The organism is Enterocloster sp. HCN-30185 (genome assembly GCF_037890305.1).
Lineage (GTDB): Bacteria > Bacillota > Clostridia > Lachnospirales > Lachnospiraceae > Enterocloster.
In genome coordinates this window covers 1-13375 of sequence record NZ_JBBKBT010000025.1, presented here as the reverse complement: position 1 = coordinate 13375, position 13375 = coordinate 1, and the positions used below count along the sequence as shown (strand labels likewise).

Below are 13375 nucleotides of genomic sequence, written 5' to 3'. Positions count from 1 at the left end.
CTCATCTACAGTAAGGTCGCTTTTTGTTTCGCTCCACCTTTGGATTCCTTCAAACAGAGTACCTGTTCCGTTTGCAGCCCCCTGTTTTCTGGCGGTAAATACGTAATCAAGATGAATATGGGGATCTACATAAGGAGGCAGGATGAGTTTGCCCTGCAGATCGATGATTTCACAGTCCGGGGCGGAAATACGGGGACTGATTTCCTGAAATACTCCATGGTCAGTCAGTATTTCCTGTAATTCATTTACGCTCTTTAATTTTGCATTAATAAATTTTTTTCTGCTCATATGGTTCACTCCCTTTTTTAGTAATCGACGCAAATAAAAATGGGACCTGTACTTTATGCACAAGCCCCATTGCTTACTGCCTTTCGATGAACAAGACTATAGCACCTGGTTTTCCTGCCGTCAATAATAAATTAAGAGGAAGAGTTAGTTTTGTACTGCGGAAACAGAAAATGCCTTCCGTTTTGTGCGAAGAGTACAGCATATCCGATTTTCAGCTGTCTGGAAAACAAAGGGAAATTATGGTATACTAAAGAAGTGTAAAAAAGTGATATGCTCCAGATAGGAGCCGGAGTAAAGGTGGTTTTTGACACTACCTGCAAAACAGGAGGGAATATATTATGATAACCAGAAAAGAAGCGGATTCCATAGGCACAATGGAGGTGCCCATGAAGGCGTATTATGGAGTACAGACATTACGCGCGAAGAAGAATTTTCACATTACAGGACGGCCGCTGCATCCGGAATTTATAAAAAATCTGGTGAGAATAAAAAAGGCCGCGGCTTATACCAATATGACGGCCCATATACTGGACGAGAAGATTGGAAATGCCATTGTAAAGGCCTGTGATGAGATCATAGAGGGAAAGCTCCATTCTCAGTTTATTGTAGACGCCATTCAGGGAGGCGCAGGCACCTCGGCCAATATGAATGCTAACGAGGTCATAGCCAACCGGGCGATTGAGATCCTGGGCGGTGAAAAGGGGGATTATACGATTGTTCATCCCAATGACCATGTAAATATGGCCCAGTCTACCAATGATGTGATCCCCAGTGCAGGAAAGCTTACGATCCTGGCGCTGCTTCCGGGCCTTTTGGAACAGCTGGAACGGCTGCACAAGGCTCTGAGGGACAAATCCATTGAATTTGACGATGTGGTAAAGATGGGACGGACCCAGCTTCAGGATGCGGTGCCGATCCGCCTGGGGCAGTCCTTTGAAGCCTATGCGGCAGTGATCGAGAGAGATATCCGGCGGATACGCTCCCTGGATTCAGAGATTAAGGTGTTGAATATCGGAGCTACTGCGGTGGGAACGGCGATCAATGTAAACCCGGTGTACTTATTTCACATTATCCGAAATGTAAACCTCGTCTGTGGCACAGACTGCAGCCAGGCAGAGGATCTGTTTGACGCCACCCAGAATCTGGACGGCTTTGTACATACCTCTGCGGCTCTCAGAGTCTGTGCGGTAAATCTGTCTAAGATCTGCAATGATCTGCGTCTGCTCTCCAGCGGCCCCAAAGCAGGACTGGGAGAGATCAATCTGCCCCCGAAGCAGAACGGCTCTTCCATTATGCCGGGAAAGATCAATCCGGTTATCCCGGAGGTGGTTTCCCAGGTTGCCTACAATGTGATCGGAAATGACGTAACCGTTACTATGGCTGCAGAGGCAGGACAGCTGGAACTAAATGCTTTTGAGCCGGTGATTTTCTATAAGATTTTTGAGTCGATCGATACCTTAAGAGGGGCGGTGGAGACGCTGATCGATAACTGTATTCTCGGTATTACGGCGAACAGAGAGCGCTGCCGTGCTCTGGTAGAGTCCAGCGCGGCTTTGGCTACAGCCCTTTGTCCGGCTCTGGGATATAAAAAATCGGCCGAAATTGCAAAAAAATGCAATCGAACCGGGATTCCGGTGCGCCAGATCGTACTTGAGGAGGGACTGCTGCCGGAAGAAGAACTGGATCGTTATTTAAGTCTGGTGGATATGACCCAGGCGGGCCATCCGGTGGATTACAAATTATAAAACTGCTTAAACAGCAAAAGACCAGGTACTGGGGATACCTGGTCTTTTCTATGTGTATAAAGGGGGGGATAAAATGTGTGAAAGGGGGAGGACCCTTTCGGTTTTGTTTACAGTTAGGATTATAGTATATTGGGGTAAGGATTTCCATTGTGAAATGAAAAAGAAATATTGCAAAATGCACAAACTCTGATAAACTGATAGATAACGAAAAATGTGCGGCCGAAGGAAGGGACGGACAGAAAAAGTCAGGAGGAAATGAGGTGTACCAGGAGGTCAGTTTTAAGACAGAGCAGGTGATCTATGCCCATACCCGCAGTGATGAGGCAGACATGGAGTATAAAATGCACTGCCATAACAGCTATGAGATTTATTATATGATAACCGGGAATGTAGAGTATCTTCTGGAAGGAAGATCCTATTGTCCCCGTCCGGGAAGCCTTTTAGTGATCACACCCGGCTGTTTTCATGGTCTGAGAGTGCTGGATGGAAATGAATATGACCGGATCCGGGTTCATTTTACAGAGGATCTTTTAAATGGAAAGGAGCGGGAGCTTCTGTTAAAGCCCTTTGGAACGGGATGGGGCTGTCTTGAAGAGCAGTTCCCCATTGAATGGTATTTTCATGCAATCGAAGAGTGCGGTACTTACGGGAAGGAGCTGCAGAATATTGCAATTCGCACACGGATCCTGTCGCTTTTGGCGGGTATTTCTGCAATATACGTCCGAAGTGCGGGACGCGTTCATGGAGCAGAGGGACAGGCCCAGGAGATAATCCGGTATATTAACAGCCATCTGAGGGATACGCTGACGGTAGAGGGGCTGGCAGAGCAGTTTTTTATGAGCCGAAATCATCTGACCTCCATATTCCGCCAGGCAACAGGAACTACGGTAGCCCGTTATATTCTTTATAAGCGCATGACTATTGCAAGAAAAGAACTGGCAATGGGGACTCCGGCGGCTGAGGCTGCATCCAGAGCCGGCTTTGGAGATTATTCCAGCTTTTTCAGAGCCTATCGGAAGATGTTCGGCTGCGCTCCTACCGATAAGACGGCGATGGAACTTCCCGATATGGATAAGAGCGGAGATTTTTAGGCAGTTTCCTAATGGGGCCTTTATGCCATCTTTATACAATCTTTATACCAGCGTTTTTACTTTTAACACAATCTTTTTGAATGATGTGGCATAATTAGCAATTACAGAGACAATATAAAGACCGTATAAAGAGACGGTTTTTATGGTGTCCGTTAACCGGAGGGATATTATGATGAATGTTCAGGGCAGAAAAAAACATATGACGTCCGCTCAGATCATTATTTTCGGTTTTATGGTAGTGATCTTTATGGGAGCACTGCTCCTCATGCTTCCCATATCAACCAAAGGACCAGGGGGAGCGCCCTTTTTAGACGCGCTGTTTACCTCTACATCTGCCGTATGTGTTACAGGGCTGATCGTACATGATACTGCGACCTACTGGACGGAATTTGGCCAGTTTGTGATCATTTCGCTGATTCAGGTCGGCGGTATGGGCGTAGTGACTGTGGCTGTGGCCGTGGCTATGGTGTCTGGAAAAAAAATCGGCCTGAGGGAACGAAGTACCATGCAGGATGCTATTTCTGCACCCAAGGTAGGAGGGATCGTCCGTTTTACGGGCTTTATCCTCAAAGGTACGTTTATCGTTGAGCTGACGGGCGCTGTCTTGATGGCGCCGCAGTTTATTAAGGATTTCGGCTTTGTTAAGGGAATCTGGTATGCAGTATTCCACTCGATTTCCGCATTCTGCAACGCAGGTTTTGACCTTATGGGCGTAAGAGAACCCTTTTCCTCTCTGACCCATTATGTGGGCCATCCGGTCATCAATTTTGCCATTATGATGCTGATTGTAGTGGGCGGTCTGGGCTTTCTCACATGGGAGGATATATGGGCCAACCGGCGGTGCTGGAGAAAATACAGGATGCAGAGCAAGGTGATTCTCACCACAACGGCTCTTTTGATCCTGATCCCGGCAGTGATTTTTTATTTTCTTGAATTTAACGGGCCTGAGTGGCAGGGACGGGGCGCGCGTATCTGGGCTTCTTTATTCCAGTCTGTAACGCCCAGGACTGCGGGATTTAACACGGTGGATCTGACAGCCATGAGCGAGCCGGGACAGCTTCTTACAGCGATTTTGATGCTCATAGGAGGTTCGCCGGGGTCTACGGCAGGCGGTATGAAAACGACTACTCTGGCAGTGCTTTTGCTGTCCGGCTGGGCAGTATTTTACCGCAAGGAGGATACGCAGTGCTACGGGCGGCGTATTTCAGAGGAAACCGTGCGTTATGCGGCGGTTGTAATGATGATGTATATCACACTCTGTATCGGAGGCGCGCTTGCTATCAGTTATCTGGAAGGCCTTCCTATCTTAACCTGTATTTACGAAACAGCCTCTGCCATTGCTACGGTAGGATTGACCCTTGGCATTACGCCGGAGCTGGGAACGACATCACGGATCATACTGATTCTTTTAATGTATTGCGGAAGAGTAGGAGGACTGACACTGGTCTATGCGGCTATTTCCGGAGTGAAGCCTCATGTTTCAAGGTTGCCCCAGGAAAAGATTACTGTGGGATAAAAGAAAGGGAAATGACTTATGAAATCAATTTTACTTATTGGACTGGGCCGTTTCGGCCGTCATGTGGCAGAAAAATTATACGAGCTGGATCATCAGGTTATGGCGGTAGATAAGCAGGAGGACCGCGTGGAGGCGGTTATGTCATATGTAACCAATGCCCAGATCGGAGACAGCACCAATATGGAGTTTTTGGAAACACTTGGCGTAAGCAATTTTGATGTGTGCATTGTCGCCATTGCCAGCGACTTCCAGAGCTCTCTGGAGACAACGGCTTATTTAAAGGATCTGGGGGCCAAGATGGTGGTTTCCCGTGCTTCCAGAGATGTACACGCCCGGTTCCTGCTGCGGAATGGTGCAGATGAGATCGTCTACCCGGAAAAGCAGGTGGCAAACTGGACAGCTATCCGCTACAGCTCAGAGCATATATTTGACTATGTGCAGCTCAGTGACACTCACGCTATTTTTGAGATTGAAATGCCTCAGAACTGGGTGGGAAAGACCATCGGACAGGTAGACATACGAAAGAAGTTCAATATCAATATCATGGCTCTGAAGCGGGATGGAAAGCTGGATATGGCGATCCGGCCAGATACCATGCTTACCGATGATGCGACCATGCTGGTTCTGGGTGAGAGCCGTGATATCCAGAAATGTTTTAAGATATGAAACCATTTTCCCGTAGAACACACAGCATTATAAGAGATGGGGGACGGGCTGCGGGAATTCTGATCGCGGCTACGCTGGTGGGACTCCTTTTTTCAGGGCTTAAGATCCCGGAGGCGAATATTATCGCCGTGTACATCCTGGGTGTGCTGATTATATCTATTATTACAAGCAGCTGGATGTACAGTTTTCTGGCCTCTGTGATCAGCGTACTGGCCTTTAATTTTTTGTTTACAATCCCGCGTTTTACCCTGCGGGCCTATGACCCCAGCTATCCGGTGACCTTTGGCATCATGTTTCTGGTAGCCCTTATTACCGGTTCTCTGGCCTCCCGGATGAAGGAATATGCCAGGGAGTCCGCCCAGGCGGCCATGCAGATTGAAAAGGAGCAGCTTCGGGCTGACCTTCTTCGGTCCATTTCCCATGATTTGCGCACTCCTCTTACCTCTATTTCCGGAAATGCCAGCAACCTGCTTTCCAATGAAAATGAATTCAGCCAAGAGACGCGGATGCAGATCTATGGGGACATTTATGATGATTCCATGTGGCTGATCAAGCTGGTGGAAAATCTGCTGTCTGTCACACGGATTGAGGACGGACGGATGGATCTTCGGATGTCTGCAGAGCTTATGGATGAGGTCATTGCCGAGGCGATGCGCCATACGGATCGGAACCGGGACGGACGGAAGATCGAGGTAAGCAGTGATGAGGAGTTTATTTTGGGAAAGATGGATGCCAGGCTGATTGTCCAGGTAGTGATCAATCTGGTGGACAATGCTGTAAAATATACGCCTGAGGGAGCCCAAATCCGGATCCATACAGGAAAAAAGGACGGTATGGTGGTGGTGTCGGTCAGCGATACAGGTCCTGGAATACCGGATGAACAGAAATCAAAAGTATTTGATATGTTTTATACAGGAACAAACCGGGCGGCGGACGGACGCAGGAGCCTGGGACTGGGGCTGGGACTGTGCAGATCCATTATCCGGGCGCACGGGGGAGAAATATGGGTATCAGACAATAAGCCCCAGGGGGCTGTATTTACATTTACACTGCCTGCAGAGGAGGTAACACTGCATGAATAAACCATTAATTTTAGTGGTCGAGGATGACGCTCCGGTGCGCAATCTGATCACTACCACATTAAAAGCAAACGATTACCGGTTCCAGACAGCAGCAAACGGAGAAGCGGGAGTTCTGGCAACCGCTTCCCAGAATCCCGATATTATCCTGCTGGATCTGGGACTGCCTGATATGGACGGCATGGAGGTCATTAAAAGGGTACGCAGCTGGTCGAATGTTCCCATTATTGTGATCAGTGCCAGAAGCGAGGATACGGATAAGATCGACGCTCTGGATGCGGGGGCAGATGATTATCTGACGAAGCCCTTTTCCGTTGAGGAGCTTCTTGCCAGACTGCGCGTCACCCAGAGGCGTCTGGCAGTTATGAACGGCGACGGGGCGGGAAGAGAATCCGTATTTACAAACGGAAGGCTGCGGATCGACTATGGAGCAGGCTGCGCTTATCTGGGAGAGAAGGAAATGCACTTAACGCCGATCGAGTATAAGCTGCTCTGCCTCATGGCCCAGAACGTGGGAAAGGTCCTGACCCATACTTATATCACGCAGAAGGTATGGGGAAGCAGCTGGGATAATGATATCGCCTCCCTGCGGGTATTTATGGCAACTCTGCGTAAAAAGCTGGAGAGCGAGCCCGATTCCCCCCAGTATATCCAGACCCATATCGGAGTGGGGTATCGGATGATGAAGGTGGAATAAAGCTGCGCACCGGACTTCAGGATACGCCGGAGGCGGTGCAAAATGCAGAGACGAGAAGGAGTTTTTTCTTGACATTCTCCTGAAATGCACTAATATTGTAAGTGTTTACATTTTATAGTATGAAAGAGAATGACAAGGGAGAACACAGTATGACAAAGGATATGACGACCGGAAAAATAATGCCCATGCTGGTGCAGTTCACAGTTCCGCTTGTGCTGGGGAATTTATTCCAGCTGACATACAATGCGGTGGACAGTATCATCGTGGGCCATTTTGTTGGAAAAGAGGCACTGGCGGCTGTGGGAATCTGCAATCCCATTACCACTCTGATGATCCTTTTTCTCAACGGACTGTGCATGGGAGCAGCCATCCTTATGGGAACGCAGTACGGAGCCAGGGATTATGATACGCTTCACCGGCAGATCAGTACAACCATGATATCGGGAATGGTATTTTCCATCATTCTGACCCTGATCTGTGTTATATTTGCAGAACCGATCCTCATGCTCATGCAGGTTGATCCGTCGATCATGCAGATGACAAAGGAGTATCTGCGGATCATTTTCTGGGGTCTGATGTTTACCTTTTTATATAACTTTTTTTCCAGTACTTTAAGGGCTCTGGGGGACAGCAATACGCCCCTTTATTTTTTGATTATCAGTGCAGTATTAAACATTTTCGGCGATCTGTTTTTTGTAGTCGTATTAAGGGCCGGAAGCAACGGCTGCGCCATTGCCACTGTAATCAGCGAGGCTCTTTGCTGCCTGTTTTGTATGATTTATATACAAAAGAAGGTACCAATGCTGCGGCTGGGGAAAAAATGGCTGGTGTTTGACCGGAAGCTGCTGAAGCGCACGATTTCCTATGGATGGGCTTCCGCCATGCAGCAGGCTACCGTTCAGCTGGGAAAGCTGGGAATACAGGCTATTGTAAATACCATGGGAGTATCGGTGGCAGCTGCTTTTGCAGTCGTAAACCGGATCGATGATTTCGCCTATACGCCGGAGCAGAATATCGCCCACGCTATGACCGCTCTTATGGCCCAGAATAAAGGCGCAGGAAAGAAGGAACGTATGAGGGAAGGCTTCCGCTGCGGAATGAAGCTGGAGCTGATTTACGGCGTGGCTGTGTTTGCTGTCTGCTTTCTCTTTGCACGGCCCTTGATGCTGCTCTTTGTAAAGGATGAGGAGGTCATCCGCCATGGAGTAAGCTATCTCCATCTGATCGCAGCCATGTATCTGCTTCCTGCAGCTACTAACGGTATCCAGGGCTATTTCAGAGGGATTGGCGATTTGAAGATTACCCTCATCAGCAGCTTTATCAATATGGGTGTGCGGGTACTGGCAGCACTGCCGCTGGTATTCCTGATGGGAATGGGAATTGAGGCCCTTCCTCTGGCCTATATGGCAGGCTGGATCGGAATGCTGATTGCAGAGGTTCCGCTGCTGGTGCGGACTTACCGGAAGGGAATGGATGGGAATTGATACTTGATTTTTGGATGGAAATCATGTATGATATAAAACAGGCTGTGAGAGAAAATGCAGCCTGTCTTGTCTTTTGGCTTTGAGGCTGAGAGATGAGTGGAGTTGTTTCCGTAGCTCAGTTGGATAGAGCGACCGCTTCCTAAGGGCTTGTTGGAGCAATCGCCCAACACTGAAAATTTTATATACGTCCATGTACCTCAGTAGGATAGAGGGTTCGCCTCCTAAGAATATGTTATAACGACCGCCTTTCGGGCAAAGGCGATTGACATTGAGTAAGTTTAAGACTAAAATTGAATAGATTTTAAAGATGTTTCCGTAGCTCAGCTGGATAGAGCGACCGCCTCCTAAGCGGTAGGTCGGGTGTTCGAATCACCTCGGGAACGCCAAAAACTCCGCCGGAAAACCCAGTAAAATCAAGGGTTTCCGGCGTTTTTTCATTTTTACGGAAAAAGTGAAAAATCGTAAAATTCACAGATTTTCATTAGCAAAATCTCCGTCAGCTAATGGAAATTAGGACGAATGTCGTCCGCCTTTCAGGTGAACGACTTGCTAATAAAAATTAGCAGGATTTTCGCTATTTTGCTAATGAAAATGCCCTCTCTGCTAATGGCAGAAAAATTCGAGCAAAATTCCTGCTAATGAATAAGGCGTTCGTTACCCTGTTAATTCGTTCATTTAGGGGTGGTCAAGCGACAATCGCACACTACTTCTATGCCATTTCTTATTATATAATTGCGGTAACAGGAGGTGGTTGTTTTGAAAGAACAAAAATATCATTTATACCTTTCCAAGGACGAATACAGCGAAGTGCTGCAATCACTTATCCGTTTGAAGAACAGCCTGATAGCACAAGGCAGATACACGGACGCAGCAGATGATATTCTTTGCAAGGTGCTTTCAGCCAAGAAAAGAAAGTTCAAAATCAAATATATCTGAACACGAATAAAGACCGCCTACACTTTTGTAAGCGGTCTTTGCTAATTTAGAGTAAGTTAGACAAATTGGAATTTGTCAATACCTATTACCATAAAGATATTTATTTGAAATTCTCTTTTGTGTTTCCAAATATTTTGTAACGTTTTCATCATAATCAGGATAATTATAACCAAGTGAATCTGCCACTTTTTTAGATATTTTTTTGAACAAACATAGACACAAATCAAACGATTTCCACATTTCTTCATACGAACTCATTGAATATGTATTTAGTAAGTTATCCCACAATTCTTTTGAAATATGCTTATCTAAAAATTTATAGTTTTTACCCAAACTGAAATTAAATCCTTTTTCAGTACCGACATACCAACTAATCATCCTAAGAAGCTCATGACGTAATACTTCATTCATATGGTCTATTGCAAATAGTATTTCACCACGAAGTAAGCCCTTGGATACATATGTTGCAACATTCCAAAATTCGTTACAACAGTCATCAAACTTTCTTTCTGTTGGACACTTAATGTAATAATCTTCATCTGTGGGAACTATTTCTGTTTTAATCATATTATCTTTATCTAACATGATTTTTACAAGTTTATCGCGAGTAAGATACTCCTCAAGCATTGAAACAGGTAACAAAGTTAAATCAATCTTTACACCATCATCAAAAAGCATTATATAAGAAAATCCTTTTTCTTCTGGAGGAAATAATTCCATATCTTCAGGTTTTTGCATCATAATTCTGTTACCAAAAACACTAAGCCAGTCATCGCTTTTCAAAAATTCTCCCATATCTATAACAAAAAAAGTAATATCATAATCTTGAAGATTGTCTTTTGGTATATTAACATTAGTGCGAGACCCCTCAAGAGTTACAATTCTAATTCTCTCATCTTGAAAAGCAAAATTCAAAACTAAATCGTATATTTCTTTTTCAGTCCTCATTTCATTCACCTCAATAAAATTATATCACAAAAAAAGATTGATTCTAACTGTTCTTATAATTTGATAACCGCATCAAGGCAGAGCGTAAGTGCATATTCGTATGCATTACCGCCCCAGTTTCTTTCGTCGTATTTGTCAACATCTGCAAGACTGTCTGCGGTATAAAGTATCATACCCCAGGTTGCCCCTCTGAAATCAGCACAGGCCGCCAGAGCAGAACATTCCATTTCTACAACTGCACAGCCTTCACTTTTGCGATAAGCCACCTTTTCTTTGGTTTCACGGAAAAATCCATCCGTTGACCAGGTTATAACCTCCTGATATTTCATACTATGCTCAAGAATGGTTTCTTCAATTGCTTTTCTTGCCTTCTCGCTGATTTCCACAAATCGAGAAGGGGGCGCATAGTGATAAGATGTTCCCTCATCACGCAGAGCCTTGTTTGGTACGAGGAATGTACTTTCGGGGAACTTTTCCAGAGCACCGCAACTACCTGCCGAGATTACCTCTCTTACACCATAACCAATCAGCCAATCAAGTATCTGTGTGGCTGCTGCCGCACCAACGGGTGCTTGACAAAGCACAATGTCCTCACCCTTGTATTTGGTGATGTAAATGGGATAATGCTTCGTTGCACTCTCAAAAGTGGATACCTGTTTGGTATCACTTTTACTGGCATATTCATCTATGTAAGCACCAAGAAATGCGAACACACATTTCTTGGGTAAGTTCAAACCAAGATTTTCATGAGTGGGATTAAGAACTGCTGTCTGCTCTGTATCAAACTTTGAAAAAACACCCCCCAAAAACGCTCTCCCATTTCAAACAAGTGAAGGGGTTAATTCCGAGCCACGAAAAGGTCAGCCCTTTCACTTGTATTTTGACAACTGAATAAACCATTCACTAAGACTTTAATTCTGATGATTTTAGCCACCTTATCGGGTACGCCGTGACTTCTGCATTGCAGAACAGCGAGAACTCCCGGTATAGGTAACAGGTTGCCCCTGTTACGGCGATGACAGTCAGAAGGATAATGATACTTCTCTACGGAGCTGGCGGAGTACCCGGCAGAGGTGAAATTCCTATGATACAGATTAGCAGTCTGTTCCTTAGTGACTTCCCGTGAGCTTATTGCTCGGCAAGGGGTGTTGAGAACAAATATTGCCCGACCGGTTAGGAAATGAGCCGGTCAAGTACATAGCCATACTGCGATGGCTATGAATTTCACGAAAGGAGGACGCACAAAGTGTCGAACTGCAAAACGATTGCGATATGCAATCAAAAAGGCGGAGTTGGAAAGACGACCACTACGGTAAACCTCGGCGTCGGTCTTGCAATGCAGGGAAAGAAAGTGCTGCTCATAGACGCAGACCCACAGGGCGACTTAACCACTTGTCTCGGTTGGCAGGATACAGACAACTTGGGTATCACGCTTGCAACGAAACTCACAGATGTCATAAATGAAACGATGAATGACCCTACGGTCGGTATTCTGCACCACGACGAAGGTGTTGACCTTATTCCGGCAAACCTTGAGCTTTCAGCAATGGAGTTTAACCTTGTCAACGCAATGAGCAGAGAGACGGCATTGAGAAACTATCTCAGCGAAGTGAAGGAGAAATACGACTATATCTTAATAGATTGTATGCCTTCCCTCGGAATGGTAACAATCAATGCTCTATCTGCGGCAGACAGCGTAATAATTCCTGTTCAGGCTCAGTATTTACCGGCAAAAGGTATGACGCAGCTTGTTCAGACCATTTCACGAGTTAAGAAGCGTATCAATCCGGGCTTAAAGATTGACGGTATGCTTCTCACTTTGGTGGATAGCCGTACCAACCTCGCCAAAAGCACGGTAGAAGCTCTGAGAGAGAACTTCGGTAGTCAAATCAAGATGTATCGAACATATATCCCGATTGCCGTAAAAGCCGCAGAGACTTCTTCCAAAGGCAAGAGCATTTTTGCCTACGAACCGGGCAGCACGGTGTCAAAAGCGTACACCGAATTTACAAAGGAGGTGTTAGCCGATGGCAGGAAGAAAGAGCGACTTCACTCTCACGAAGCTCGATGACTTATTCTCGACGCAGGAACAGAGAGATGAAGAAAAACTTTCAAAAATCCGAGATATTCCCTTGACTGAGATTGACGATTTCCCCGACCACCCTTTTAAGGTGCGTGATGACGAGGATATGGCACAGCTCATTGAGAGTATTAAGGAACGAGGGGTAATCACTCCGGCGACGGTAAGGCAGAAAGAGGACGGCAGATACGAACTCATATCGGGACACAGACGAAAGCGAGCCTGTGAGCTTGCCGGGTTTGATACTCTCCGTTGTGAGGTCGTTGAACTGAACCGAGACGAAGCCACGATTTTAATGGTTGAGAGCAACTACCAAAGGTCGCAGATACTTCCCTCGGAAAAAGCCTATGCCTACAAAATGCGTTTGGAAGCATTGAGCAGACAAGGCAAAAGAACAGACCTAACTTCCGACCCAGTGGGTTGGAAGTCAAGCGGAAAAGAAACAGCACAACTAATTGGAGAGCAGTCGGGTGACAGTCAAACCCAAGTTCGCAGATATATTCGCCTTACAAACCTTGTTCCCGAACTTTTGGAATATGTTGATGAGGGGCGAATTAAAATGCGACCGGCGGTTGAATTGTCTTTTCTCGATGAGGACAGTCAGCGTGATGTGGTTGATGAAATCGACCTGAACGACGCAACCCCGTCCCACGACCAAACAATCCGTATGCGAAAGTTCTTTGAGGAGGGCAAGCTCACAACCGAAGCAATCCAAGCGATTATGTCGGAGGAAAAACCAAACCAAAGGGAGAAAATTGTTTTGAGGGGCGATAGGGTTCGACAGCTTATCCCGAAGAATATTCCCATAAGCCAAACGGAGGATTTTGTGTGCAAGGCATTGGAGC

Annotated in this window: 12 protein-coding genes, 1 tRNA gene and 1 pseudogene; 11 read left to right on the top strand and 3 right to left on the bottom strand. The window is 46.2% G+C overall.

The annotated features are described in order from the left end of the window. Nucleotides 1–288, bottom strand: a pseudogene (locus WKT10_RS15510) (cytosine deaminase); the annotation flags it as partial. Between the two features lie 338 nt (nucleotides 289–626). On the opposite strand from WKT10_RS15510, the gene WKT10_RS15505 reads away from it, so the two are divergent. The 9 genes from WKT10_RS15505 to WKT10_RS15465 all read left to right on the top strand — a co-directional run bounded on the left by WKT10_RS15505 (nucleotide 627) and on the right by WKT10_RS15465 (nucleotide 9502). Next, nucleotides 627–2033, top strand: coding sequence for an aspartate ammonia-lyase (locus WKT10_RS15505; RefSeq protein WP_337434397.1), 1407 nt, complete (start codon nucleotides 627–629; stop codon nucleotides 2031–2033). A 260-nt stretch (nucleotides 2034–2293) separates the two neighbouring features. Next, nucleotides 2294–3124, top strand: coding sequence for a helix-turn-helix transcriptional regulator (locus WKT10_RS15500; protein WP_340278014.1), 831 nt, complete (start codon nucleotides 2294–2296; stop codon nucleotides 3122–3124). Nucleotides 3125–3296: 172 nt separating this feature from the next. Further along, nucleotides 3297–4640, top strand: coding sequence for a TrkH family potassium uptake protein (locus WKT10_RS15495; protein WP_417301905.1), 1344 nt, complete (start codon nucleotides 3297–3299; stop codon nucleotides 4638–4640). Nucleotides 4641–4658: 18 nt separating this feature from the next. Then, nucleotides 4659–5306 carry a potassium channel family protein gene (locus WKT10_RS15490; protein WP_337434399.1) on the top strand — a complete coding sequence of 216 codons (648 nt, stop codon included), beginning with the start codon at nucleotides 4659–4661 and terminating at the stop codon, nucleotides 5304–5306. After that, nucleotides 5303–6388, top strand: coding sequence for a sensor histidine kinase (locus WKT10_RS15485; RefSeq protein ID WP_296034812.1), 1086 nt, complete (start codon nucleotides 5303–5305; stop codon nucleotides 6386–6388). Before WKT10_RS15490 ends, WKT10_RS15485 begins: the two co-directional genes overlap by 4 nt. Then, the gene (locus WKT10_RS15480; RefSeq protein ID WP_066543392.1) at nucleotides 6381–7082 is read left to right on the top strand and encodes a response regulator; all 702 of its coding nucleotides are present in this window, start codon (nucleotides 6381–6383) and stop codon (nucleotides 7080–7082) included. The genes WKT10_RS15485 and WKT10_RS15480 overlap by 8 nt, the downstream gene beginning before the upstream one ends. A gap of 149 nt (nucleotides 7083–7231) precedes the next feature. After that, nucleotides 7232–8566, top strand: a complete 1335-nt coding sequence (locus WKT10_RS15475) for an MATE family efflux transporter (protein WP_296034809.1) — start codon at nucleotides 7232–7234, stop codon at nucleotides 8564–8566. A gap of 309 nt (nucleotides 8567–8875) precedes the next feature. After that, a tRNA-Arg gene (locus tag WKT10_RS15470) sits at nucleotides 8876–8952 on the top strand. Between the two features lie 370 nt (nucleotides 8953–9322). Beyond that, nucleotides 9323–9502, top strand: a complete 180-nt coding sequence (locus WKT10_RS15465) for a hypothetical protein (RefSeq protein ID WP_102364675.1) — start codon at nucleotides 9323–9325, stop codon at nucleotides 9500–9502. A 75-nt stretch (nucleotides 9503–9577) separates the two neighbouring features. Here the strand turns inward: WKT10_RS15465 and ant(6) are convergent, their stop codons facing one another. Further along, nucleotides 9578–10450, bottom strand: coding sequence for an aminoglycoside 6-adenylyltransferase (gene ant(6), locus WKT10_RS15460; RefSeq protein WP_002582178.1), 873 nt, complete (start codon nucleotides 10448–10450; stop codon nucleotides 9578–9580). 53 nt (nucleotides 10451–10503) lie between these two features. Continuing rightward, the gene (locus WKT10_RS15455; RefSeq protein ID WP_340278013.1) at nucleotides 10504–11256 is read right to left on the bottom strand and encodes a nucleoside phosphorylase; all 753 of its coding nucleotides are present in this window, start codon (nucleotides 11254–11256) and stop codon (nucleotides 10504–10506) included. 440 nt (nucleotides 11257–11696) lie between these two features. Here WKT10_RS15455 and WKT10_RS15450 point away from each other — a divergent pair, with 440 nt between their 5' ends. Together WKT10_RS15450 and WKT10_RS15445 are read left to right on the top strand one after the other, a co-directional pair. Then, nucleotides 11697–12521, top strand: a complete 825-nt coding sequence (locus WKT10_RS15450; protein WP_024721698.1) for a ParA family protein — start codon at nucleotides 11697–11699, stop codon at nucleotides 12519–12521. Beyond that, nucleotides 12478–13375: ParB/RepB/Spo0J family partition protein (locus tag WKT10_RS15445; RefSeq protein ID WP_340278012.1), on the top strand; the 898-nt coding region annotated here is incomplete at its 3' end. The genes WKT10_RS15450 and WKT10_RS15445, both read left to right, overlap by 44 nt.